General features: G+C 68.9%; 24 protein-coding genes. 13 read left to right on the top strand and 11 right to left on the bottom strand.

Going from position 1 to position 24,384, the window contains the following annotated elements; genetic code table 11:
• Window positions 1-13: 13 nt before the first annotated feature.
• The 3 genes from msbA to WG903_RS12945 are packed head-to-tail and all read left to right on the top strand — an operon-like array spanning window position 14 to window position 3,866.
• Window positions 14-1,816: a lipid A export permease/ATP-binding protein MsbA gene (msbA, locus tag WG903_RS12955; protein WP_340075966.1), complete on the top strand. Its 1,803-nt coding sequence runs from the start codon at window positions 14-16 to the stop codon at window positions 1,814-1,816.
• Window positions 1,816-2,877: a glycosyltransferase family 9 protein gene (locus WG903_RS12950; RefSeq protein WP_340075963.1), complete on the top strand. Its 1,062-nt coding sequence runs from the start codon at window positions 1,816-1,818 to the stop codon at window positions 2,875-2,877. Before msbA ends, WG903_RS12950 begins: the two co-directional genes overlap by 1 nt.
• On the top strand, window positions 2,874-3,866 hold the full coding sequence (locus tag WG903_RS12945; protein ID WP_340075961.1) for a hypothetical protein: 993 nt from the start codon (window positions 2,874-2,876) through the stop codon (window positions 3,864-3,866). Before WG903_RS12950 ends, WG903_RS12945 begins: the two co-directional genes overlap by 4 nt.
• On the opposite strand, the gene rng is transcribed toward WG903_RS12945, so the two are convergent.
• The 8 genes from rng to WG903_RS12905 are packed head-to-tail and all read right to left on the bottom strand — an operon-like array spanning window position 3,863 to window position 10,463.
• A complete protein-coding gene (gene rng / locus WG903_RS12940) occupies window positions 3,863-5,338 on the bottom strand; it encodes a ribonuclease G (RefSeq protein WP_340075959.1) in 1,476 nt (491 codons plus the stop codon). The genes WG903_RS12945 and rng overlap by 4 nt on opposite strands.
• A complete protein-coding gene (locus WG903_RS12935) occupies window positions 5,320-5,922 on the bottom strand; it encodes a Maf family protein (RefSeq protein WP_340075957.1) in 603 nt (200 codons plus the stop codon). The genes rng and WG903_RS12935 overlap by 19 nt, the downstream gene beginning before the upstream one ends.
• Window positions 5,915-6,382 carry a 23S rRNA (pseudouridine(1915)-N(3))-methyltransferase RlmH gene (rlmH, locus tag WG903_RS12930; protein ID WP_340075955.1) on the bottom strand — a complete coding sequence of 156 codons (468 nt, stop codon included), beginning with the start codon at window positions 6,380-6,382 and terminating at the stop codon, window positions 5,915-5,917. Before rlmH ends, WG903_RS12935 begins: the two co-directional genes overlap by 8 nt.
• The gene (rsfS, locus tag WG903_RS12925; protein ID WP_340075953.1) at window positions 6,379-6,969 is read right to left on the bottom strand and encodes a ribosome silencing factor; all 591 of its coding nucleotides are present in this window, start codon (window positions 6,967-6,969) and stop codon (window positions 6,379-6,381) included. Before rsfS ends, rlmH begins: the two co-directional genes overlap by 4 nt.
• On the bottom strand, window positions 6,969-7,547 hold the full coding sequence (gene nadD, locus WG903_RS12920; RefSeq protein WP_340075950.1) for a nicotinate (nicotinamide) nucleotide adenylyltransferase: 579 nt from the start codon (window positions 7,545-7,547) through the stop codon (window positions 6,969-6,971). Before nadD ends, rsfS begins: the two co-directional genes overlap by 1 nt.
• Window positions 7,544-8,455 carry an oxygen-dependent coproporphyrinogen oxidase gene (gene hemF / locus WG903_RS12915; RefSeq protein WP_340075948.1) on the bottom strand — a complete coding sequence of 304 codons (912 nt, stop codon included), beginning with the start codon at window positions 8,453-8,455 and terminating at the stop codon, window positions 7,544-7,546. The genes nadD and hemF overlap by 4 nt, the downstream gene beginning before the upstream one ends.
• Before the next feature lie 2 nt (window positions 8,456-8,457).
• Window positions 8,458-9,738, bottom strand: coding sequence for a phosphoribosylamine--glycine ligase (purD, locus tag WG903_RS12910; RefSeq protein ID WP_340075946.1), 1,281 nt, complete (start codon window positions 9,736-9,738; stop codon window positions 8,458-8,460).
• Complete coding sequence (locus tag WG903_RS12905) at window positions 9,735-10,463, bottom strand: YebC/PmpR family DNA-binding transcriptional regulator (RefSeq protein WP_340075943.1); 729 nt, start codon at window positions 10,461-10,463, stop codon at window positions 9,735-9,737. Before WG903_RS12905 ends, purD begins: the two co-directional genes overlap by 4 nt.
• A 61-nt stretch (window positions 10,464-10,524) precedes the next feature.
• Between WG903_RS12905 and WG903_RS12900 the strand changes: the two genes are divergently transcribed.
• The 4 genes from WG903_RS12900 to upp all read left to right on the top strand — a co-directional run bounded on the left by WG903_RS12900 (window position 10,525) and on the right by upp (window position 15,293).
• Entirely contained in the window at window positions 10,525-12,036 is a 1,512-nt protein-coding gene (locus WG903_RS12900) for a helicase HerA-like domain-containing protein (protein ID WP_340075941.1), read from the top strand.
• 107 nt (window positions 12,037-12,143) lie between these two features.
• Window positions 12,144-13,391 carry a GTP cyclohydrolase II gene (locus WG903_RS12895; protein ID WP_340075938.1) on the top strand — a complete coding sequence of 416 codons (1,248 nt, stop codon included), beginning with the start codon at window positions 12,144-12,146 and terminating at the stop codon, window positions 13,389-13,391.
• Complete coding sequence (locus WG903_RS12890) at window positions 13,388-14,656, top strand: URC4/urg3 family protein (RefSeq protein ID WP_340075936.1); 1,269 nt, start codon at window positions 13,388-13,390, stop codon at window positions 14,654-14,656. The genes WG903_RS12895 and WG903_RS12890 overlap by 4 nt, the downstream gene beginning before the upstream one ends.
• Window positions 14,657-14,663: 7 nt before the next feature.
• Complete coding sequence (gene upp / locus WG903_RS12885) at window positions 14,664-15,293, top strand: uracil phosphoribosyltransferase (RefSeq protein ID WP_340075934.1); 630 nt, start codon at window positions 14,664-14,666, stop codon at window positions 15,291-15,293.
• Here the strand turns inward: upp and WG903_RS12880 are convergent, their stop codons facing one another.
• Window positions 15,294-16,166 (bottom strand): hypothetical protein, encoded by an 873-nt coding sequence (locus WG903_RS12880; protein WP_340075932.1) that lies wholly within the window; start codon window positions 16,164-16,166, stop codon window positions 15,294-15,296.
• Between the two features lie 62 nt (window positions 16,167-16,228).
• Here WG903_RS12880 and WG903_RS12875 point away from each other — a divergent pair, with 62 nt between their 5' ends.
• The 6 genes from WG903_RS12875 (at window position 16,229) to WG903_RS12850 (ending at window position 22,631) form a co-directional block, all read left to right on the top strand.
• Window positions 16,229-17,407: a hypothetical protein gene (locus WG903_RS12875; protein ID WP_340075930.1), complete on the top strand. Its 1,179-nt coding sequence runs from the start codon at window positions 16,229-16,231 to the stop codon at window positions 17,405-17,407.
• Window positions 17,407-18,540, top strand: coding sequence for a HupE/UreJ family protein (locus WG903_RS12870; RefSeq protein WP_340075927.1), 1,134 nt, complete (start codon window positions 17,407-17,409; stop codon window positions 18,538-18,540). Before WG903_RS12875 ends, WG903_RS12870 begins: the two co-directional genes overlap by 1 nt.
• 21 nt (window positions 18,541-18,561) lie before the next feature.
• Entirely contained in the window at window positions 18,562-19,461 is a 900-nt protein-coding gene (locus WG903_RS12865) for a 5'-methylthioadenosine/S-adenosylhomocysteine nucleosidase (protein ID WP_340075924.1), read from the top strand.
• Window positions 19,462-19,656: 195 nt separating this feature from the next.
• Window positions 19,657-20,688 (top strand): lactonase family protein, encoded by a 1,032-nt coding sequence (locus WG903_RS12860; protein ID WP_340075922.1) that lies wholly within the window; start codon window positions 19,657-19,659, stop codon window positions 20,686-20,688.
• A gap of 13 nt (window positions 20,689-20,701) precedes the next feature.
• Window positions 20,702-21,940, top strand: a complete 1,239-nt coding sequence (locus WG903_RS12855; protein WP_340075920.1) for an amidohydrolase family protein — start codon at window positions 20,702-20,704, stop codon at window positions 21,938-21,940.
• A 172-nt stretch (window positions 21,941-22,112) separates the two neighbouring features.
• Window positions 22,113-22,631 carry a hypothetical protein gene (locus WG903_RS12850; RefSeq protein WP_340075918.1) on the top strand — a complete coding sequence of 173 codons (519 nt, stop codon included), beginning with the start codon at window positions 22,113-22,115 and terminating at the stop codon, window positions 22,629-22,631.
• Here the strand turns inward: WG903_RS12850 and WG903_RS12845 are convergent.
• Both WG903_RS12845 and WG903_RS12840 read right to left on the bottom strand, forming a co-directional pair.
• Window positions 22,618-23,586, bottom strand: coding sequence for a Bug family tripartite tricarboxylate transporter substrate binding protein (locus WG903_RS12845; RefSeq protein WP_340075915.1), 969 nt, complete (start codon window positions 23,584-23,586; stop codon window positions 22,618-22,620). The genes WG903_RS12850 and WG903_RS12845 overlap by 14 nt on opposite strands.
• A gap of 22 nt (window positions 23,587-23,608) precedes the next feature.
• A complete protein-coding gene (locus WG903_RS12840) occupies window positions 23,609-24,382 on the bottom strand; it encodes a class II aldolase/adducin family protein (RefSeq protein WP_340075913.1) in 774 nt (257 codons plus the stop codon).
• Window positions 24,383-24,384 lie beyond the last annotated feature (2 nt).

Genomic DNA, 24,384 nt, shown 5'->3' with positions numbered 1-24,384 from the left:
AATACACAGCTGCATGTCATCGGCTTTCCCCATCGAGCGCGAAGCGACGCCAGGCCAAGCGGGCGCGGGCGCGCCGGCCGAACCCGCGAGCGTGTTCGCGCGGATCAGGCGCTTCTTCCCCTACGTGCACCACGTGCGTCGCTACTGGATCGTGGTGCTGCTCGCCACCGTGGTCGGCGCTTCGACCGAGCCCATCGTTCCCGGCCTGCTCAAGCCGCTGCTCGACAAGGGCTTCGTCGAGCGCTCGTTCAGCCTGTGGCTGATCCCCGCGGCGCTGCTCCTGGTCTTCGCGGTGCGCGGCACGGCCGGCTTCATCGCCGACATCGGCCTGGCCAAGATCGCCAACGAGGGCATGGTGAAACTGCGGCGCGCCCTCTTCTCGCGCATGCTCGACGTGCGGCTGGACGTGCTGCGCGGCGAATCGGCCAGCTCGCTCGCCAACAGCATCGTGCACGAGGTGCAGAACGCGATCACGCTGCTGGTCAACGCACTGACGGGCCTGGTCAAGGATGGCTTGGCGCTGGTCGCCCTCCTCGCCTACCTGCTGTGGATCAACTGGCAGCTGACGCTCATCGTCGGCTTCCTCGGGCCGGCCGTGGCATGGGTGATGCGCACGGCATCGCGCCGCCTGCACCGCCTGGCCAAGAGCAGCCAGGCCGCTACGGTGGAACTGGCCTACGCGGTGGAAGAGAACATGCTGGCCAACCGCCTCGTGCGCCTGCACGGCGCGCAGCATGCGCAGGAGTCGCGCTTCGACAAATTGAGCGTCTCGCTGCGGCGCCTGGCGATGAAGTCCGCGGTGGCCTCGGCCGCCATCACGCCGCTGATGCACATGGTGGCGGCGGCGGCGCTGTCGGGCGTGATCTGTGTTGCCCTGGTCCAGGGCGGCGAAACGATGACCGTCGGCACGTTCGCCTCGTTCGTCGCGGCGCTGATGATGCTCATCGCGCCGGTCAAGCGCCTGTCGGAGGCCACGGGCCCCGTCACGCGCGCGCTGGCGGTGCTGGAGCGCTCCTTCGACCTGGTGGAGAACACGCCGCCTGAATCCGGCGGCACGCATGACCCGGGCCGCGCCACCGGTCGCATCGAATTCCGCAACGCCGCGGTGCGCTACCCCGGCGGCAGCGGCGCGGCGCTGGAGGATTTCACTTTCGACGTCCAGCCGGGCACGACAATCGCGCTCGTCGGGCCTTCGGGCGCGGGCAAGACCACGCTGGTGAACCTGCTGCCGCGCTTCATCGAACCGACTTCGGGCGAGATCCTGCTCGACGGCCACGAGCTGCGCGACTGGAGCCTGCCCGCGCTGCGCCGGCAGGTCGCGATGGTGAGCCAGGACGTCGTGATGTTCAACGACACGCTGGCCGCGAACGTGGCGCTGGGTGACGAGATCGACCGCGGTCGGGTCGAGCAGGCGCTGAAGGCGGCCAACCTCACGGACCTCGTGGCGTCGCTGCCGCAAGGCATCGACACCAACGTCGGCCACAACGCGACGATTCTCTCGGGCGGGCAGCGCCAGCGCCTGGCCATCGCGCGCTCGCTGTACAAGGACGCGCCGGTGCTGATCCTCGACGAGGCCACCTCGGCGCTGGACAACGAATCCGAGCGGCTGGTGCAGGAGGCGCTGCGCCGCCTGATGGCCGGCCGCACCACGCTCATCATCGCGCACCGCCTGTCGACCATCGAGCACGCCGACCGCATCGCGGTGCTGGATCAGGGCCGCCTGGTCGAGACCGGCTCGCACGCGCAGCTGCTCGCGCGCGGCGGCCTGTACGCGCGCCTGCATGCGCTCGGCGTCGCGGGCGCGCACGTGGCCTGATGCGCTCCGTCCTCGTGGTGGTGACGCGCCAGATCGGCGACGTGCTGCTCACCACGCCCTTGATCCACGCTGCGAAACAGCTGTGGCCCGAAGCGGCCGTCGACGTGCTGGGCTTCCAGGGGACGCTGGGCATGTTGCGCGGCAATGCCGAGGTTCGGGAGATCATCGAGACGCCACCCCGCTTGGGGTTCGGCGGCACGCTGGCGCTGGCGCACCGGCTGTGGAAGCGCTACGACCTCGCGTTGGTGGCTGACGTCGGCGACCGGGCCCACATCATCGGCGCGATCGCCGGGCGCGTGCGGTCCGGCGTGCTGCCGGCCGACAACCCGAGCAACTGGTGGAAGAAGCGGCTCCTGGCGCACGCCGTCGAAGCCGCGGGTGACCTCGGCGAGGTGCACGTGGTGCAGGAGAAGTTGGCGCTGCTGGAGCCCTGGCGCAACGGAATGCGTTTCGAAGCGAAGCTCGTGCCGCCGCCCGGCAAGCCCTTGCCGCCCGAACTTGCGGGGCGGCTGCAGCCGCGCTACGTGGTCGTGCATGCGCCGTCGATGTGGCCGTACAAGCAATGGCCGCCCGCGCACTTTGCGGCGCTGGTGCGCCGTCTCCTCGAGGCCGGCCGGCAGGTGGTGCTGACTGGAGGGCCGTCGAAGGAGGATCGCGAGCTCGTCGCGTCGCTGGCCACCGGCGGCGCCATCGACGCGGGCGTACTTGACTTCGGCCAGCTCGCCAGCCTCTTGCAAGGCGCAGCACTCTACGTGGGCCCCGACACGTCGATCTCGCACCTGGCCGCCGCCTGCGGCACGCCGATGGTCGCGATCTTCGGGCCCACGAACCCGCAGCGCTGGGCGCCGTGGCCTGCCCAAACGGAATCGCCCGTCCGGTTCGTCCGCCGTGCGGACGCGCAGACGGTTGGAAGCGTCACGCTCCTGCAGGCCGACCTGCCGTGCGTGCCGTGCGGCAAGGCCGGCTGCGACGACCATCGCTTCAGCCGCACCGAGTGCCTGCCCGCGATCACGCCCGAGCGCGTGGCGAACGAGGCGCTTCGCATCCTCGCCGCTGCATGAAGCGCTACGCCCGCGTGCTCGTCGTCTGTCCCGGCAACGCGATGACCGCGGGGCCGGAAGCGCTGCACCAGCTCGTCGGCGAGATGAACCGGCTCGGGCAGCCCGCGGCGATCGTCTACCACCCCTTCGACAGGGAGTTCGAAACGCCGGCGCCCTACCGGCAGCACGGCGCGCCGGTTGCGCGCTACGCGCAGGAGGCCGGCACGCTCGTCGTCTTCCCCGAAATCTTCACGACGCTCGCCCTGCGCGCCGCACCGGCCGACGCAGCGATCTGGTGGATGTCGGTCAACAACTTCACCGGCGAGCGCTACGGCAACGCGTGGCGCGACCGCCTGCGCTACTGGAAGTACGTGGCCAAGGGGCGCGCGCCGCTGGGCGGCGTGAAGGCACTGACGCACTTGAGGCACTTCGCGCAGAGCGACTACGCGCGCGAGTTCCTGGCAGCGCAAGGCGTCACGGGCGAGCCGCTGCGCGACCCCATCCCGGTCTACACGGAGCCCGCTTACGTCGCGCGCCTGCCTTCCCTGCTTGCCGGCGCCAAGCGCGCCGACCGCATCCTCTTCAACCCGACGAAAGGTGCGCCCATCACGGCCCGCCTGATGGCCGCCTATCCCGAGTGGGAGTTCAAGCCCTTGCGCGGCCTGGACCGCACGCAATTGGCCGACGCCTTCCTCGGCGCCAAGCTGTACATCGACTTCGGCCACCACCCCGGCAAGGACCGCCTGCCGCGCGAAGCCGCCCTGCACGGCTGCTGCGTGATCACCGCGCGTCACGGCTCGGCCGCGAACGACGTCGACGTGCCGATCCCGGCGCGGTTCAAGCTGGATGTGAAGGCCCCGGACTTCGTCCAGCGCTTCGGCGCCGCCGCCGGCGAGGTCATGGCGAAGTTCGATGCGTGCTCGGCCGAACTCGCCCGCTACCGCAAGGTGATCGCCGAAGAGCCGGACACCTTCCGGCAGGACATCCGCCAGGCCTTCGCGCTGCCCTAGAGCAGCACGATGTCGTACTGCTCCTGCGCCATGGCGCTCTCGCTTTGCAGCGAGATCGGCTTGCCGATGAAGTCCGACAGCCCCGCCAGGTGCGCGCTTTCCTCGTCCAAAAACAGCTCCACCACCTTGGGGTTGGCGACGATGCGGTACTCGCGCGGGTCGAACTGGCGCGCCTCGCGCAGGATCTCGCGCAGGATGTCGTAGGCCACCGAGCGCGCGGTCTTCACCACGCCCTTGCCCTGGCACGACTCGCACGGCTCGCACAGCATGTGCGCCAGCGACTCGCGCGTGCGCTTGCGCGTCATCTCCACCAGGCCCAGGTTGGAGAAACCGCCCGACATGGTCTTCACGCGGTCGCGCACCAGCTGCTTGCGGAACTCGGCTAGCACGGCCTCGCGGTGGTCCTCGCGCTGCATGTCGATGAAGTCGACGATGATGATGCCGCCCAGGTTGCGCAGGCGCAGCTGGCGCGCGATGCCTTGCGCGGCCTCCAGGTTGGTCTTGAAGATCGTGTCGTCGAAGTTGCGCGCGCCGACGAAGCCGCCGGTGTTCACGTCGATCGTGGTCAGCGCCTCGGTCTGGTCGACGATCAGGTAGCCGCCCGACTTCAGGTCCACGCGCCGGCCCAGCGCCTTGGCGATCTCGTCGTCGATGGAGTACAGGTCGAAGATCGGCCGCTCGCCCTTGTACAGCTGCAGCTTCTGCGCCGCCTTGGGCATGAACTCGCTGCCGAAGGCCTGCAGCATCGCGTGCTGCTCGCGCGAGTCGATGCGGATGGTCTGCGTGTCCTCGGTGACCAGGTCGCGCAGCACGCGCTGCAGCAGGTTCAGGTCCTGGTGCAACAGCGACGGCGGCGGCACGCGCGTGGCCGAGTCCTTGATGCGCGTCCAGGTCTTGCGCAGGTAGGCGATGTCGTCGGCCAGCTCGCCGTCGGTGGCTTCCTCCGCGTTCGTGCGCAGGATGAAGCCGCCGCCTTCCTTGCCCACCAGCTGCTGCAGCCGGTTGCGCAGCGACTCGCGCTGCTCGGGCGGGATCTTCTGCGATACGCCCACGTGGTCGTCCTGCGGCAGGAACACCAGCAGCCGCCCCGCGATGCTCACCTGCGTGGACAGCCGCGCGCCCTTGGTGCCGATCGGGTCCTTGATCACCTGCACCATGATCGCCTGGCCCTCGAAGACCTGGCGCTCGATGGGCACGGGCGGCTGGTGGTTGCGCGCCATCGCCGGGGGCTCGCCGTCGGGCTGGCGGTGCCACACGTCGGCCACGTGCAGGAAGGCCGCGCGCTCCAGGCCGATGTCGATGAAGGCCGACTGCATGCCCGGCAGCACGCGCGCGACCTTGCCCAGGTAGATGTTCCCGACGAGGCCGCGCTCCAGCGTGCGCTCCACGTGCAGCTCCTGCACCGCGCCGGCTTCGATGATCGCCACGCGCGTCTCCTGCGGCGACCAGTTGATCAGGATGTCCTGCTGCATTGTTGTAGGAGTTGTGCGGTCTCGAACATCGGAAGCCCCATGATCCCTGAGTAGCTGCCGCTGATGGACGGAATATACGCCGCGGCCCCGCCCTGGATGGCATACGCGCCGGCCTTGCCCATGGGCTCACCGCTGGCGACGTAGGCGCGAATCTGCGCGGGCGTCAACTTCGCGAAGGTCACGCGCGATTCGTTGAGCGCCGCGACCCGCTTGCGGCCCGACTGCACCGCCACCGCCGTCAGCACCCGGTGCGTGGTGCCCGATAGCTCGCGCAACATGCGCGCCGCGTCCTTCGCATCGGCCGGCTTGCCGTAGATCGTGCGGCCCAGCGCCACGGTGGTGTCCGAGCACAGCACGGGCGCGGGCGGCAGGCCGCGCCGCTTCAGCCGCGCGATGGCCGCATCGAGCTTGAGGCCCGTCACGCGTTGCACGTAAGCCGCCGGCGCTTCGCCCTTCAGCGGCTCCTCGAGGCTTTCGGTGTCCTCGCCCGCATCGGGCAACAGCAGCTCGTGCTTGACCCCCAGCATCTCCAGCAGCTGGCGCCGCCGCGGCGACTGCGAGGCGAGGTAGATGAAGTCACTCACGGTGGTACGGATGCCCCGCGTTGATCGACCACGCGCGGTACAGCTGCTCGACCAGCAGCACGCGCACCATCGCGTGCGGCAAGGTGAGGTCCGACAGGCGGATGCGTTCGTGCGCCGTGCGCTTGAACTCGGGATCGAGCCCGTCGGGCCCACCGATGACCAGCGCGACGTCGCTGCCGCCCATCTGCCAGTCCTTGACGTGCTGCGCGAGCGCCATCGTGGTCAGGGCCGTGCCGCGCTCGTCGAGCACGGCCACGTGCGCGCCCTTGGGGATCGCCGCTTCGATGCGCTGCTTCTCCGCGGCGAAGATCGCTTCGAGCGACTTCGACGCACGGGCTTCCGTCTTCACCGCGCGCAGCTCGATGCGCAGCTCCGGCGGGAAGCGCTTGGCGTAGTCGTCCCATGCGGCCTGGGCCCAGTCGGGCACGCGCTGGCCGACGGCGACGACGACGAGCTTCATCCGCGCCGCTTGGGCGCGCCGGACTTTTTCGCGGGCGCCTTCTTGGCGGGCGCCTTCTTCGGTGCGCTCTTCGCGCCGGTCTTCGCAGTTGCCTTCTGCACGGTCTTCTTCGGCGCGGGTTTCTTCGCCGCGGCCGGGGTCGCCTTCGCGGACGACTTCTTCGGGGGCGCCTTCTTGGCGGGCGCACGATCCAGCGAGGGCATCGCGGGCTTGGGCGCGCCGAACTTCAGGCGCACCGGCTTCTCGCCCCAGATTTCCTCGAGGTGGTAGTACTGGCGGATCGCGGGCTGCATGATGTGCGCGACGGCGGCGCCGCAGTCCACGATGATCCACTCGCCGTTTTCCTCGCCCTCGATGCGCGGCTTGGGAAAGCCCGCTTCGCGCACCGAGTCGCGCACGCTCGCGGCGAGCGCCTTGGTCTGGCGGTTGGAGGTGCCCGAGGCGACGATCACCCGCTCGAACAACGGTGACAGGTGCTCCGTGTTGAAAACCGCGATGTCCTGCCCCTTGACGTCCTCCAGCCCATCGACGATGGCGCGCTGCAGGCGCTGGGTGTCCTTCTTGGCTGCGGTTTCCTGCTGGGTCATCAGTTTCCTTGGGTATACAGGTGGTGGGAGGCAATATAGCCTGCAACGCCGGGCGGGACCAGCGAGGAAATGTCCTCGCCGCGCGCGGCCTTGCGGCGGATGTCGGTGGCGCTTTCGGGCATGTCGGGCATGCCGAGCTCGACGATCGTCGCGCCGGGCACGGCCGGCAACGCACCCGCCGGGCCACGATGCGCGACGCACAAGGTGGCAATGCGCGCGATCTCGCCCCATTCGTGCCAGGTCGTGAAGGCCGCCGCCTGGTCCGCGCCCATCAGCAGGAACAGCTGCGACTCGCCGAACTCGCGGCGCAGCTCCCGCAGCGTATCGATCGTGTACGTGGGGCCGGCGCGCTTCACTTCACGGTCGTCGACCCGGGTCTTCGGAAGCTTGTCGAACGCCAGGCGCGCCATCGCCACCCGGTGTTCCGCCGCGCTGGGCTGATGCTTGCGGTGCCAGGCACTGCCCGTCGGGAAGATGCGCAGCTCGTCCAGGTTCAACTGCGCCACCGCCGCCTGCGCCAGCACGACGTGCGCGTTGTGCGGCGGGTCGAAAGCGCCGCCGTACATCCCGATCTTCACACCCAGTCCCTTCGCACGAGGAACTTCTCCAGCAGCTCGGCCTCGGGCGAGCCGGCCTGCGGCTGCGTGCCATAGCTCCAGCTCACCAGCGGCGGCATCGACAGCAGGATCGATTCCGTGCGGCCGCTCGATTGCAGGCCGAAGTGCGTGCCGCGGTCCCACACCAGGTTGAACTCGACGTAGCGCCCGCGCCGGTACAGCTGGAAATTGCGCTCGCGCTTGCCGAAGGGCGTGTCCTTGCGCCGCTGCAGGATGGGCATGTACGCATCGAGGAAGGCATCGCCCACGGCGCGGATGAGCGCGAAGCCGCCGTCGAAGCCGCCTTCGGAGTAGTCGTCGAAGAAGATACCGCCCACACCGCGCTGCTCGCCGCGGTGCTTCAGGAAGAAATACTCGTCGCACCACTGCTTGAAGCGCGGGTGCTTGTCGGGGCCGAACGGCTCGAGGGCCTGCTTGCAGGCGGCGTGGAAGTGCACCGCGTCTTCCTCGAAGCCGTAGTACGGCGTCAGGTCCATGCCGCCGCCGAACCAGTACACCGCGCCCTTGTCCTTGGGCTGCGCGCGCAGGCAGCGCACGTTCATGTGCACCGTGGGCGCATAGGGGTTGCGCGGGTGGAAAACGAGCGACACACCCATGGCCTCGAACGAAGAACCCGCGAGCTCGGGCCGGTGCTGCGTGGCCGAAGGCGGCAGCTTGGGCCCCGTGACGTGCGAGAAGCCGCAGCCCGCGCGCTCGAACACCGGGCCGCCTTCCAGGATCATGGTGATGCCGCTGCCCTGCAAGGGCTCGCCCGGCTCCTTGCGCCAGGCGTCCTCGACGAAGCGCGTGCCGTCGGCCTGCGTGCAGGCCGTGGCAATGCGCCGTTGCAGGTCCAACAGGTAATCGCGGACCGCGCCGGCCGACTCCATGGTCAATGCTTGATGGCGCGGTGACCGATGTCGTGGCGGTACTGCGCGCCGTCGAAATGGATGCCTTGCGCGATTTCGTAGGCGTGCGCTTGCGCGGCCTTCACCGTGTCGGCCAGCACCGTCACGCACAGTACGCGGCCGCCGCTGGTGACGATGTCGTCGCCCTTGCGCGTGGTGCCGGCGTGGAAGACGACGGCCTCGTCGGTCGGCTTCGGCAAGCCGGTGATCGCATCGCCCTTGCGCGGGCTCAGCGGGTAGCCCGCCGCCGCCATCACCACGCCCAGCGCCGTGCGGCGGTCCCACTGCAGTTCCATGTCGCCCAGCTGCTGGCCCGCGGCGGCATGGAGCACGTCGTACAGGTCGGACTTCAGCCGCATCATGATCGGCTGCGTCTCGGGGTCGCCCATGCGGCAGTTGAACTCCAGCGTCTTCGGGTGGCCGTCGCGGTCGATCATCAGGCCGGCGTAGAGGAAACCGGTGTACGGGATGCCGTCCTTCTCCATGCCCTTGATCGTCGGGATGATGATCTCGCGCATCGCACGGGCGTGGATGGCCGGTGTGACGATGGGCGCGGGCGAATAGGCGCCCATGCCGCCGGTGTTGGGGCCCAGGTCCCCGTCCTTCAGACGCTTGTGGTCCTGCGACGTCGCGAGCGGCACGACACTCTTGCCGTCGCACACGACGATGAAGCTCGCCTCCTCGCCCTGCAGGAACTCCTCGATGACGACGCGCGCGCCGCCTTCGTTGTGCGTCACGCCGAGCTTGTTGTCCAGCAGCATGAAGTCGATCGCTTCATGCGCTTCGGCCGTGGACATCGCGACCACCACGCCCTTGCCTGCGGCCAGGCCGTCGGCCTTGACCACGATCGGCGCGCCCTTGCGGTCCACGTACTCGTGCGCCTTCGCCGGGTCGGAGAAGGTTTCGTATTCCGCCGTCGGGATGCCGTGGCGCTTCATGAAGGCCTTGGAGAAGGCCTTGGAGCTCTCCAGCTGCGCAGCAGCCTGGGTGGGGCCGAACACGCGCAGGCCGTGCGCCTGGAATTCATCGACCACGCCGGCCGCCAGCGGCGCCTCGGGGCCGACGACCGTCAGCGCGATCTTGTTGGCGATGGCCCAGTCGCGCAGGGCCACGTTGCCTTCGATGGGCACGTTCTCCAGCCGCGGGTCCATCGAGGTGCCGCCGTTGCCGGGCGCCACGTACACGGCCTGCACCTTGGGTGATTGCGCGAGCTTCCAGGCCAGCGCGTGTTCGCGCCCGCCGCCGCCGATGACCAGGACTTTCATTCTTCGTCGATCTCGGCGTTGTGGTAGACCTCTTGCACGTCGTCGAGGTCCTCGAGCGCGTCCAGGAGCTTCTGCATCTTCTGCGCGTCCTCGCCCGTGAGGTCCACGGTGTTGTCGGCGCGCATGGTGACTTCGGCAATCTCGGGCTTCAGGCCCGCGCCTTCGAGCGCTTCCTTCACCTTCTCGAAGTCGCCGGGCGCCGTCAGCACCTCGATGGCGCCGTCCTCGCTGGCGATGACGTCCTCGGCGCCTGCGTCCAGCGCCACTTCCATCACCATGTCCTCGCTGGTGCCCGGGGCCAGGATCAACTGGCCGACGTTGCGGAACTGGAAGGACACCGAGCCTTCGGTGCCCAGGTTGCCGCCGTTCTTGGAGAACGCGTGCCGCACCTCGGCCACCGTGCGCACCTTGTTGTCGGTCATGGTGTCCACGATGATGGCCGCGCCGCCGATGCCGTAGCCCTCGTAGCGGATCTCCTCGTAGCTCACGCCTTCGAGGTTGCCGGTGGCCTTGTCGATGTTGCGCTTGATGGTGTCGGCCGGCATGTTCGCCGCCTTGGCCTTGTCAACCGCCAGCCTCAGCCGCGGGTTGGCCGACAGGTCGCCGCCGCCCTGCCGGGCCGCCACCATGATCTCGCGGATGCAGCGCGTCCAGATCTTGCCGCGCTTCTCATCCTGCCGGCCCTTGCGGTGCTGGATGTTGGCCCATTTGCTGTGTCCAGCCACGAATCGTCCTTTTGTCTGCTTGCGTTGCTATATTGGATCACCCGATTCTACTTTTCGAACCATGGCCGAACCCCTCCTCGTCGCAAAGAACGACAAGACCGAAAGCTTCCTGCTGCCGGCCCTGGCCAACCGCCATGGCCTGATCACCGGCGCCACCGGCACCGGCAAGACCGTGACGCTGCAGGCGCTGGCCGAGAAGTTCTCGCAGATCGGCGTTCCCGTCTTCCTCGCCGACATCAAGGGCGACCTGACCGGCATCAGCCAGGAGGGCAAGCTCGGCGGCAAGCTCGAGGCGGCGATCAAGGAGCGCAAGCTGCCCACGCCCGTGCCCTTCGCGGCGCCCACGACGCTGTGGGACGTGTTCGGCGAGCAAGGCCACCCGGTACGCGCCACGATCTCCGACATGGGCCCGCTGCTGCTGGGCCGCATGCTGGCGCTGAACGAGACGCAGGCGGGCGTGCTGAACCTGGTGTTCAAGATCGCCGACGACCAGGGCCTGCTGCTGCTGGACCTGAAGGACCTGCGCGCGATGCTGCAGTACGTCGGCGACAACGCGGGCGACTTCCGCACGCAGTACGGCAACATCAGCGCCGCCAGCATCGGCATCATCCAGCGCGGGCTGCTGCAGATCGAGACGCAGGGCGGCGAGAAGTTCTTCGGCGAGCCCATGCTGGACATCGAGGACTTCCTGCAGACCGACGAGAAGGGCCGCGGTGTCGTCAACATCCTCGCCGCCGACAAGCTCCTGAATTCGCCGCGGCTGTACGCAACCTTCCTGCTGTGGATGCTGTCGGAGCTGTTCGAGCGGCTGCCCGAGATCGGCGACCCCGACAAGCCCAAGCTGGTGTTCTTCTTCGACGAGGCGCACCTGCTCTTCGACGAAGCGCCCAAGGTGCTGGTCGAGCGCATCGAGCTCGTCGTGCGCCTGGTGCGCTCCAAGGGCGTCGGCGTGTACTTCGTGACGCAGAACCCCCTGGACATCCCCGATTCCGTGCTCGCGCAATTGGGCAACCGCGTGCAGCACGCCTTGCGCGCCTACACGCCGCGCGACCAGAAGGCCGTGAAAGCCACGGCCGAGACGATGCGGCAGAAGCCGGGGCTGGACATCGCCACCGCGATCACCGAGCTGGCGGTGGGCGAGGCGCTCATAAGCCTGCTCGACGAGAAGGGCCGGCCGAGCGTCACCGAGCGCGTCTACGTGATCCCGCCGGGCAGCCAGATCGGGCCGATCACGCCCGAGCAGCGCAAGGCGATCCTCGCGGGGTCGATCGTCGCGGGGACCTACGAGAAGGTCGTGGACCGCGAATCGGCGTTCGAGAAACTCAAGGGCCGCGCGCAGCAGGAACCATCGGCCACTTCCTCGGGCGGAAACGGACCCACTGCCACGTCGACAGGCCCCAGCATGGGCGGCCTGGGCGACATCCTCTTCGGCTCGACCGGCCCGCGCGGCGGGCGGCACGAAGGAATGATCGAAGCCGCGGCTAAGTCGGCGGTGCGAACCATCGGCAGCAGCGTCGGGCGCGAGATCGTGCGCGGGGTGCTGGGCAGCCTGCTCGGAGGCAAGCGGCGCTGATCGAGGCGGCCGGGAGCGCATAGCGCGACGGGGGACATTCGCGCAGAGGGGCTGGCCCGTCGCCGGCCGGCCCACCCCAACAGGGCGTCCTGAGCTAAAGTGATTTCATGTCCTCTACCGTCCCCGGCCCACGGCACATCCGCCTGACGTCGCACGCCGGCGGCTTCGGCGCGCTGCCCATCCATTGGGGTGCCGCGACGCCGCTGGAGCGCGGGCCCATCGTGGGCACGACGACGACGCGCGCGCACCGCAACGTCATCGGCACGCACAGCGGCTCCTACAGCGTCTACCGCGCGCTGGCTGTGGCGGCAGGCGCGTTGAAGCGCGACCACAAGGCCGACCTCACCAACACCGCGCCCACCGACGTGATCGGGCCCTATCCGCAATGGACCGAGCCCGGCCGCATCGTCAGCATGGACCCGTGGGGCGCGACGGTGTCCGAGGTGTTCGCGGATGCGCTGGCGGCGGGCTACGACATCCGCCCGACCATCGCCGTGACCAAGGCGCACGTGATCCTGCCGGAAGTGATCGAGGGCCTGCAGGCCGGGCGGCTGAAGGCCGACAACAAGTTCCTCACGTCCCAAGGCGCGGCGCTGGTGACGAAGGCCGCGATCGAGCCCGTGTGGTGGCTGCCCGGCGTGGCGCAGCGCTTCGGCTGCAGCGAATCGGACCTGCGGCGCGTGCTGTTCGAGGAAACCGGCGGGATGTACCCGGAACTCGTCACGCGCAGCGACCTCGAGGTGTTCCTGCCGCCCATCGGCGGGCAGACCATCTACATCTTCGGCAACCCGCGCGACCTGGCGAATCCGGACGTGGAACTCACGGCGCGCGTGCACGACGAGTGCAACGGCTCGGACGTGTTCGGCTCCGACATCTGCACCTGCCGCCCGTACCTCACGCACGCCATCGAGGAATGCATCCGCGGCGCCCAGCGCGGCGGCGTCGGCCTGATCGCGTATTCGCGCAAGGAAGGCCGCGCATTGGGCGAAGTGACGAAGTTCCTCGTCTACAACGCACGCAAGCGCCAAGTGGGGGGCGACACGGCCGACCAGTACTTCGCGCGCACCGAATGCGTGGCCGGTGTGCAGGACATGCGCTTCCAGGAACTGATGCCCGACGTGCTGCACTGGCTGGGCGTCAGGAAGATCCACCGGCTCGTGTCCATGAGCAACATGAAGTTCGACGCCATCACCAACAGCGGCATCGAGATCGGCGAGCGCGTGAACATCCCCGAAGGGCTGATTCCGGCGGACGCGCAGGTGGAGATCGACGCGAAGATCGCGGCCGGCTATTTCTCGCCGGGCTCGGTGCCGGACGCCGAGAAACTCAAGAAGACGAAGGGCCGGGGCCTATGAGCACGCACCTGGGTGACGAGCACGGCGCGGCCGAAGCGGCGGCCAGCGAGCTGAGGACCACCGCGGCGATCCGCGAGCGCGCCGCCCAGCTGTTGCGCCGCGCTCGCGACGGCGAATCGCGCTGGTTCATCGTGGACGACGGCTTTCGCGAGACGGCTGCCGACGAGATCATCCGCGCCACGCGCGAGCGCTACTCGCGCGGCGCCATCCCCATCCACAGCCGCTGGCGCCATTTCGAGGCCGGTGGCATCGACCGCCGCGCGGAGCTGCTCAAGCTGCTGGGCAACGTGCCGAATGCCGTGAAGGCGCATTGCCTGATCGACCTCACCATCCTGAGCGTGCTGCTCGATGCGGGCGCGGGCCCCGAGTGGAAGTACACCGAGGGCGGCAGCGGCAAGACCTTCACGCGCTCCGAAGGCCTGGCGCTCGCCAGCTACCACGCCTTTGTCGCCGGTCTGTTCTCGGGCGACAAGAACCATCCGCTGCAGGCCGACTCGGTGGGCCTGCGCGCGCTGCAGACCGACCACCTCGCGCGGGCGTTCCAGGTGACGGAGACGAACCCGCTGGTGGGGCTCGAAGACCGCGCGATCCTGCTGCGGCGCCTGGGCGAAGTGATGGCCGAGCGCCCCGAGACCTTCGGCGACGGCATGCAGCGCCCCTCGGGCATCTTCGACATGATGATCTCGCCGCTGGGCCCCGACGTGCCGCACACGGCCGACATCGGCGCGCACGACATCCTGTCGCAGCTGCTCATCTCGCTGCAGGACATCTGGCCCGCCAGCAACTACATCTCCAACGTGGCTTTGGGCGACTGCTGGCGCCACTCCGCCGTGCGCGGGCAAGGCCTGACCGACGGGTGGATGCCCTTCCACAAGCTGTCGCAGTGGATGACGTACTCGCTGCTGGAGCCCTTCGAGTGGAGCGGCGTGAAGGTGCACCACGTGGACCGCCTCACCGCCCTGCCGGAATACCGCAACGGCGGGCTCATGCTCGACTCGGGCCTGCTCGCGCTGCGCGACGAGAAGGCCGCCGGCGAAACCTGGCAGGTGGGCGACGAGATCGTCGTCGAGTGGCGGGCGCTGACCGTGGCGCTCATGGACGAAGTGGCCGACGCGGTGCGTAAGCGCATGGGCGTCGACGAGCGCCACATGCCGCTGGCGAAGGTGCTCGAGGGCGGCTCCTGGGCCGCCGGCCGCGCGCTGGCGCAGAAGCACCGCAACGGGCTGCCCCCGCTGCGCGTGGTTTCCGACGGCACGGTGTTTTAATCCGCCCATGAACAACGTCCACGTCCTCGATCACCCGCTGATCCAGCACAAGCTCACGCTGATGCGCAACAAGGAGGCGTCGACGAACAGCTTCCGGCGGCTGCTCAACGAGCTGGCGATGCTCATGACCTACGAGGTCACGCGCGACACGCCCACGCGCGAGATCGAGGTCGAAACGCCGCTGGAGAAGACGAAGCAGAAGGTCATCGACGGCAAGAAGCTGGTGTTCGTCTCCATCCTGCGTGCGGGCACGGGCATCCTGGACGGCATGCTCACCGTGGTGCCCGGCGCGCGCGTGGGCCACATCGGCCTGTACCGCGACCCCAAGACGCTGATGGCCGTCGAGTACTACTTCAAGATGCCGCAGGCCATGGAAGACCGCGACGTGATCGTGGTGGACCCGATGCTGGCCACCGGCAATTCCGCCATCGCGGCGGTGGAGCGCATCAAGGAGATGCGGCCGAAGTCCATCAAGTTCGTGTGCCTGCTCACGTGCCCCGAAGGCGTGAAGGCCCTGCAGGGCGCGCACCCCGACGTGCCGATCTACACCGCCGCCATCGACCGGCAGCTCAACGAGCACGGCTACATCCTGCCGGGCCTGGGCGACGCCGGCGACCGCATCTTCGGCACCAAGTAGCTAGCGCTGCTGCGCGTACACGCGCCGCACTTCCTCGCGCTTCATGCGCAGGTAGTCGTCGCGGTCGACCTCGTGCAGCTGGCGCGCGAAGCGCTCGGTCGCGTCGAACCACGCGGCGATGCTCTTCTCGGCGCGCTGCGCCGGCGGCAGCGCCAGCGAGCCCAGGTAGGCGTCGATGCACAGGTAGTAGCGCATGGTGTTGCGCTCGACGATGCCGCGCACCCCGCCCACATAGCCTTCGTCCTTGGGCGTGGGCGGGCGCTCGTGCGTGAAGCCCACCTTGTTGCGCCCGAAGGTGGCCAGGTACAGCTTCATCGCGACCGAGCTCGCGCCGCCGTAGCTGAGGGCGTAGCCCATGTGGATGAAGGTGTGCTTCGCGTCCAGCGGCACGCTCTCGACGAACAGGCGGTAGTCGCGCGTGTCGTAGGGCCCGTCCTCGGCATCCATCTGCACGGCGACGTAGTCCGCGCGGCGGGTGGCGCCGCGCCAATCGAAGGCCACCAGCTCGGCGTCCTCGGGCGGCTGCGGCTCCTTGCGGCCGACGCGGATCTCGATGCGCTGCCGCCCGTTCACGACCGTCTCGCGGCAGCCCTTGGTGTTCAGGTGCAGGATGAGGATCTCGCACCACTGCAGCGGGTCGGCCAGCGCGGCCGCCACGCTCTCGAACGGGTGGTCGAGCACCGCGAACACCTCGCCTTCGATGCGCCGCGGCGCCTCGTCCGAGCGCAGCAAGAGCGGCCCGCCGAATTCGCTGGCGGCCAGGTGCGGCGCGATCGCCGCGTGGTGCTGGCGCAGGCCGTTCGCCCCGAGGGCGCCGCCGGCTTGCGCCGCGAACGAAAGCAGCAAGGCTGCGAGGAACAGGATGGAACGCATGGAAGGCGCATCATGCCGCGTCCGGGCGGCGCGTGGGGCCGTCCCTTTAGACTCTCGCCCCGATGCACCGATTCGCGACGCCGGCCCTCATCCTTGCACTGGCGCTGTCGCCCGCCTTCGCCGCCCCGTTCACCCCCGCCGGCGACGCCGAGGTGGTCGAGCGCCTGCCCGCCACCACCAACGACCCATCCGTGCGCCGCGTCGAATCGCTGCGCAAGCAGCTGGCCGCGCGGCCCTTCGACGTGGACCTGCGGCTGGAGGTGGCGCGCCGCTACTTCGACCTGGCGATGGCGCAAGGCGACCCGCGCTACGTGGGTTACGCATCCGCGGCGATCGCCCCGCTGGAGAAAGCCGCGCCGGACAACGCCGCCTACTGGCTGGTGCGCGGCGTCCTGCAGCAATACAGCCATGACTTCAACGGGGCGCTCGCCAGCCTGAAGAGAGCCGGCGAGCTCGACCCGCAGTCGCCGGAGCCGCCCGCATGGCGCGCGGCCATCGACATGGTGCAGGCCAAGTACGCCGACGCGCTGGCCGAGTGCGCGAAGCTGGCAGCGGTGGCCCACCCGCTGCACGCGCAAGGCTGCACGGCTTACGCGCAGGCCAACACCGGCCAATTGCGCCCGGCCTACGACGCCCTCACGAAGGCACTCGCCGAATCGCGCGATGCGCCCGCCGGGCTCAAGCTGTGGGTCCGCACGCGCCTGGCCGAGATGGCGATCCGCCTGCAGCGCACCGACGAAGCGGAAAGGCATTTCAAGGAAGCGCTGGCGCTGGGCATCACCGACCAGTTCCTGCTGGGCGCCTATGCCGATTTCCTGCTCGCGCGCAAGCGCCCGCAGGAAGCCATCGCGCTGCTGAAGGACTGGGAGCGCTCCGACATCCTGCTGCTGCGCCTGGCGCTTGCCGGCAAGGCGGCCGACGACGCGCGCGCCAAGGGCTGGGCCAGCCAGTTGCGCGAGCGCTTCGACGACGCGGCGAAGCGTGGCGACACGTTGCACGAGCAGGAAGCGGCACGCTTCGAGCTGGACGTGCAGGGCAACGCGGCCAGGGCGCTCGAATTCGCCGTGCGCAACTACGCGACGCAGAAGGAAGCGCGCGACGCCGAGATGCTGATGCGGGCCGCGCTGGCCGCCAACCAGCCGAAGGCCGCCGATCCCGCGCTGGCATGGCTCCAGTCGAACGGCTACGAAGACCCGGCGCTGGTTGCCCTCGCCGCGCAATTGGCCGGGGCGAAGAAGTGATGCGCCTCCTCGCCTTCCTGGCGGCCTTGTTGCTGCCCCTGGCCGCGGCGGCCCACAAGCCGAGCGACAGCTACCTCACGCTGCGCGCCGACGCGAACCAGCACGAAGTCGCGGTGCGCTGGGATATCGCGCTGCGCGACCTGGACTACGTGCTGGAGCTGGACCGCGACGGCAACGGCCAGCTCACCTGGGGCGAGGTGCGCACGCGCGCTGACGAGATCACGCAGTACGCCACCGCCCGCCTTACGCTGGAGGCCGGCGACAAGGCGTGCGCCTGGCAAACCGCCGCGCCGCTGCAGCTCGACAAGCACAGCGACGGCACCTACGCCGTGCTGTCGCTCACGGCGAAGTGCGAGCCTTTCGCCAAGGGCCTGCGCTTGCACTACGCGCTGCTGTTCGACGTCGACCCCTCGCACCGCGGGCTCGTGCAGTGGGTGGCGCCGGGCGGCGCGTCGTCGCAGGCGCTCGTCTTCGGCACCGACAACGCGCAGCAACCGCTGGCCCTGCAGCCCGCCGGCGCATGGCAGACGCTGCGCCAGTACCTGGTGGACGGCACGTGGCACATCTGGATCGGCTACGACCACATCCTCTTCCTGCTGTCGCTGCTGTTGCCCGCGGTGCTGGTGCGCGTGGCCGGCGACTGGGAGCCGGCGCCCAGCCTGAAGCGCTCGCTCGTCGAGGTGCTCAAGGTCGTCACCGCGTTCACGGTGGCGCACTCGATCACGCTCAGCCTGGCGGCGCTGGAGGTGATCAGCCTGCCCTCGCGCATCGTCGAATCGACCATCGCGGCGTCGGTGGTGTTCGCGGCCCTCAACAACCTGCGCGGCACCATCGAGAAGAAGCGCTGGGTGATGGCTTTCGTGTTCGGCCTGATCCACGGCTTCGGCTTCGCGTCGGTGCTGGCCGACCTGGGGCTGCCCCAAGGCGCGCTGGCCCTCGCGCTGGTGGGTTTCAACCTGGGCGTGGAGGTCGGGCAGATCGCGATCGTCGCCGTGTTCGTGCCGATCGCCTTTGCCCTGCGGCGCACGGCCTTCTACCGCCACGGCGTACTCACCTTCGGCTCCATCGCTGTCGCGCTCATCGCCGCGTACTGGTTCGTGCAGCGCGCGTTCGACTTCCAGGGACCGTTCTAGCAGCGATAGACTGCGCCTTCGATGCGCCGCCTCCTCGCCCTCATCCTCGCGTTGCTGCTGGCCGGCTGCGCCGGCACGCCGCGCGACACGGCGCGCATCGCGGTCATTTCGGCCTTCGAGCCCGAGCTGGCGCTGCTGGCCTCGAAAGTGGTCGATGCGCGCCGGCAGACCATCAATGGCGTCGAGTTCATCACCGGCACGCTGCAAGGCAAGCCCGTGGTGCTGTTCCTGTCGGGCATCAGCATGGTCAACGCCGCCATGAACACGCAACTGGCGCTGGACCGCTTCCACGTGAGCCACATCGTCTTCAGCGGCATCGCGGGTGGCGTGAACCCCGAGCTGAAGGTGGGCGACGTCATCGTCGCGCAGCGCTGGACGCAGTACCTCGAGGTGCTGCTGGCGCGCGAGGTGGCGCCCGGCAAGTACCAGGCGCCGGCCTTCATCGACGACGCGAAGCTGCCCAACTTCGGGATGATCCACCCGCGGCCCGTGGGCGTGCGCTCGGCGGGCCGCAGCGGCGAGGAGAAGATCCAGTTCTTCGGCGCCGATGCGCAGCTGCTCGCGATCGCGCGGCGCGCCGCCGCCGACGTGAAGCTGGAGCGCTGCGACGCCGGCAGGCACTGCCTGGACCACCAGCCGCGGATCGTGATCGGCGGCAACGGCGTGTCGGGTGCGGCCTTCGTCGACAACGCGGCGTTCCGCGAATACACGTTCAAGGTCTTCGAGGCCAGCGTGCTCGACATGGAAACGGCCGCCGTCGCGCACGTGGCCTATTCCAACCGCGTGCCGTTCATCGCGTTCCGCTCGTTGAGCGACCTGGCCGGTGGCGGCGGCGGCGAGAACGAGATCGCGACCTTCTTCCAGATCGCCGCGGACAACTCGGCGCGGGTGCTGCTGGCGTTCCTGGCGGCCTGGAAATAGCGCGTCACCCCGGCGCAGGCCGGGGCCCAGTGCCTTTATGGCGCTCTCGAAAGACACTGGATCCCGGCCTTCGCCGGGACGACCGCTTTCCTTTGTCAGCGATCGGTTGTACGATATCTGACATGTACAAGGAGACGACATGCAAACCTTTGTCCGAATGGCCGCTGCTGCAACGCTGTTTCCGGGGTGCTGACCATGCAAGGTTGTGCGACATCCTCCACTGCCGCGGCCTACGTCTCCAATGCCGACAGCAAGGAGATCACCGTCCTGAAGCTCGATCGCGCGAAGGGCACGGTGCAAGTCACGCAGACGCTGGAAGTCGGCGGCACGGTGATGCCGATGGCGCTCAGCCCCGACAAGCGCTTCCTGTACGCGGCGCTGCGCAGCGAGCCTTTCAGCGTCGCGAGCTTCTCCATCGACCCGGCCACCGGCGCGCTCAAGCGCATCGGCACCGCGCCGCTGCCGGACAGCATGGCGAACATCATGACCGACCGCACCGGCCGCTGGCTGTTCGCGGCCTCCTACGGCGGCAACAAGATCAGCGTGAGCCCCATCGGCTCCGACGGCCTCGCGGGCGGCGCCGTCGCGGTGATCCCCACCGGCAAGAACGCGCACGCGGCCATCATCGACGCGTCCAACCGCAACCTGCTCGTCACCAACCTCGGCAGCGACCAGGTGCTGGTGTTCAAGTTCGACGCGGCCAGCGGCAAGCTCGCGCCCGCCGAGCCCGCGGCGTTCGCCACGCGCGCCGGCGCGGGGCCGCGCCACCTCGTGCTGCACCCGAACGGCAAGCACGCGTACCTGTTGCATGAACTCGATGCCACGGTGGACCTGCTCGGCTTCGACGCCGACCGCGGCAACCTGAAGCTGCTCAAGACCTGGCCGACGCTGCCGCAGGGCTCCACCGTGAAGCCCTGGGCTTCGGACATCCACGTCACGCCCGACGGCAAGTACCTGTACACCGCCGAGCGCAACACGCACACGATCGCGATGTGGAAGATCGACGCGGCCAACGGCGAGCTCACGCTGGTGGGCCATCAGCCCACCGAGAAGCAGCCGCGCGGCTTCCAGGTCGACTCCACAGGCACGTGGCTGCTGGCCGTGGGGCAGACGTCGCACCAGATGACGGCGTACAAGATCGACCCGGCCACCGGGAAGCTCTCGCAGGCCGCGCAGCTGCCCATGGGCAAGAACCCGAACTGGGTGGAGATCGTCGACCTCAAGTGATCACAATGGGGTCATGCTCGACCTCCTGATCACCAACTGCGCCCTGCCCGACGGGCGCACCGCCATGTCCGTCGCCGTCAGCGGCGGCAAAATCACCGACGTGGCTCCGGGGCTCTCGGCGCCGGCGAAGGAAACGGTGGACGCCAAGGGCTGGATGCTCGCGCCACCGTTCTGCGACGCGCACTTCCACATGGACACCACGCTCACGTACGGCCAGCCACGCGTGAACGAGAGCGGCACCCTGCTCGAAGGCATCGCGGTGTGGGCGGAGCTCAAGCCCTCGCTGCAGCAGGAGGACATCGTGCGCCGGGCGCTCGCCTATTGCGAGATGGCGATCGGCAAGGGCCTGCTCGCAATCCGCAGCCACGTGGACACGAGCGATGCGCGCCTGCTCGCCGTGGAGGCGCTGCTCGAAGTGAAGAAGCGCGTGGCCGGCGTGATCGACCTGCAACTCGTCGCCTTCCCGCAGGACGGCGTGCTGCGCTCGCCCGGCGGCGCCGACAACCTGAAGAAGGCGCTCGCCATGGGCGTGGACGTCGTCGGCGGCATTCCCCACTTCGAGCGCACGATGGCCCAGGGTGCGGAAAGCGTGAAGCTGCTGTGCGAGATCGCGGCCGCGCAAGGAAAGATGGTCGACATGCACTGCGACGAGTCGGACGACCCGCTCTCGCGCCACATCGAGACGCTGGCGTTCGAAACGCACCGCCTGGGCCTGCAAGGCCGCGTCACGGGCAGCCACTGCACGTCGATGCACTCGATGGACAACTACTACGTGAGCAAGCTGATCCCGCTCATCGCGGAGAGCGGCGTGTCGATCATCGCGAACCCGCTCGTCAACATCCACCTGCAGGGCCGACACGACACCTACCCCAAGCGGCGCGGCATGACGCGCGTGCCCGAGCTGATGGCCGCCGGCGTGACGGTGGGCATGGGCCACGACGACTGCATGGACCCGTGGTACCCGCTGGGCACCGCCGACATGCTGGAGGTGGCGCACTTGGGCCTGCACGTGGCGCAGATGACGAGCCAATCGGGCATCCGCGCGTGCTTCGACGCCGTGACGACGAACGCCGCGAAGATCATGCACCTGCAAGGCTACGGCATTGCGCCCGGCTGTGACGCGAGCTTCGTGCTGCTGCAGGCGACGGACGTCGTCGATGCCATCCGCCGCCGCGCGAACCGGGTGAAGGTCTACAAGCGCGGCAGGCTCGTGGCCGAGACGCCGCCGGCCCTCACGACTTTGCACTTGTAGCGCGCAGCGCCTATAACGACCGCAGCTTCCTGAGGAGGGGGCGTCCATGGTGCACACACGGTTGTACGCCGCGGCAGTCCTTTGCGCGCTCGTTTCCGCTTGCGGGGGAAGCGGCGGCCTTCCGCGGGCGCCGCAGCCCGAAGACTACGTCCCCAGCCCGCCCCCGCCACCCATGTCGGCAGCCCAGTGCCAGGCCATCCGCAACGCGTTCGACAAGAAGTTCGCCGGCTACATGGCGCATTGCAACAACTACGTGTTCACGAAGGACAACTACCGGAGCGCCCCACTGCCCCCGGCGCTGCTGCAGACGGATGCCTGGAAGACGCTGGTCCCCCAGCTGCCGGTCCTCTACCCCGACAGCCCCATGGAGATCGCCCTGACCATCGCCGGCTGGCGCCACGGCGCCTGCTTCGACTACGGCCCGGCGGTGGAGATCGACATGCGCTACACGACCTTCGTGATCTACCAGGGCCAGCGCATCACCGCGTTCGACATCCAGGTGCTGTACGTGGCGGGTCCGGGCGACCTGTCCCTCCTGGAGCCCTGGACCGATATGACCGGGGCGCACCTGTCGAACGTGCTGTATTCGGCGGTGGGGACACTCAACGAGCCACCCATCGTGGCGGACCTCGCGATCCGGACCCGGTCCACGAACGACTTCGCGCGGTGCGTCGCCGCTATTCCCCCGTGATCTTCTTCTCCCGCACGATCTTCCCCCACTGCTCCGACTCCTTCTTCATGAACTCCGCGAATTGCTCGCGCGTGGTCGGCATCGGCGTGACGCCGTGCTTGAGCAGCTGATCCTTGGTCGCGGGGTCGTTCAGCACCTTCACGATCTCCACGTTCCAGCGGTCGAGGATCTCCTTCGGCGTCTTGGCCGACGCGACGAAGGCGTACCAGTTGAGCGCCTCGAAGCCCGCGTAGCCCGATTCGGCGACGGTCGGCACGTTCGGCAGCTCGCGCATGCGCTGCAGCCCGGTCGTCGCGATCGGCGTGATCTTGCCCGCCTCGATCTGCGGCAATGCCGTCGGGGGCGCGGCGAAGTAGGACGTGAACCGGCCCGCGAGCAGGTCCGGCATGGCCGCGGAGCCGCCGCGGTACGGCACGTGCGTCATCTCCACGCCGGCCCTTTGCGCGAACAGCTCGCCCGTGAGGTGCGAGGCCGACCCCGGCCCGGTCGACGCGAAGGTCACGCCGCCCGGGTTCTTCTTCGCGGCCGCGACGAAATCGGCCAGCGTCTTGATGCCCGACGCCTGCGAGTTGACGACCAGGATGCTCGCGAACTGCACGCCGCCCGACAGCGGTGCGAGGTCCTTGAACGGGTCGTAGCCCACCTTGAGCATGTGCGGCGCGATCGTGAGCGGCCCGATGGAGCCGAAGAGGATCACGCTGCCGTCCGCGGGGCCTTGCGCGGTGAGCTGGTGCGCGATGTTGCCGCCCGCGCCGGGCTTGTTCTCCACCACCACCGACTGGCCGATGTTCTCGGTGAGCTTCTTCGCGATGAGGCGCGCCGATGAATCCGCGGCGCCGCCCGGGGCGAAGCCCACGTACATGGTGACGGGCTTGGCGGGCGGGAAGGTTTGCGCCAGCGCCGGGCCCGCCATCGCGGCGGCCGCCAGCGAGAGCAGGAGGGTTCTTCTCAACATCTTCGTCTCCTTGGTTTCGGATTCAGGTGCGGTAGCTCGCATCCAGCCGGTCCAGCTTGCGCAGCAGCGCCGGCCACTCCATCAGGCCGTAGGGGCGGCGCGTGCCGGGCTGGTACTGGTTCCAGGTCTGCTCCGCGACATCGGGCTGCACGCTTCTCAACGGGGTGTTGCACGACATCGCCGCGACCTGCGCGCGGCACGAGAGCTCCAGCCGGTGCGTCCAGTTGAAGGCCTCGCCCACCGTCCTGCCGACGACGAGCGCGCCGTGGTTGCGCAAGATCAGCGCCTCGCCCTGGCCCAGGTCGCGCAAGAGCGACGTCTTCTCGCGCTCGTCGAGCACCACGCCTTCGTAATCGTGGTAGCCGATCTTCAAGAAGCGCATGGACGTCTGCGTGATGGGCAGCAGGCCGCACTCCAGCGCCGACACGGCCATGGTCGCCCAAGTGTGCACGTGGATCACGCAGCGCACCTCGGGCCGCGCCTCGTGCACCGCGCTGTGGATCACGTAGCCCGCGCGGTTGATGCCGTAGTCGAGCGCGCCGAAGTCGGGCTTGGCCAGGATGTTGCCCGCCAGGTCCACCTTGATGAGCGACGACGCGGTGATCTCCTCGTACATCATCCCGTAGGGGTTGATGAGGAACGCGCCTTCTTCGCCCGGCACGCTCGAGGAGATGTGGTTGGCCATCATGTCCGACAGGCCGTACAGGTCCACCAGGCGGTAGCACGCGGCGAGGTCCACGCGCGCCTGCCATTCGGCGGGCGCGCAGCTGTCCTTCATCGACGCGATCTGGAGCATGG

Origin of the sequence: Ramlibacter sp. PS4R-6, from assembly GCF_037572775.1 — a bacterium.
Lineage (GTDB): Bacteria > Pseudomonadota > Gammaproteobacteria > Burkholderiales > Burkholderiaceae_C > Ramlibacter.
Note: the sequence above shows the minus strand (reverse complement) of the source record. Positions and strands in the feature narration are given on the sequence as shown.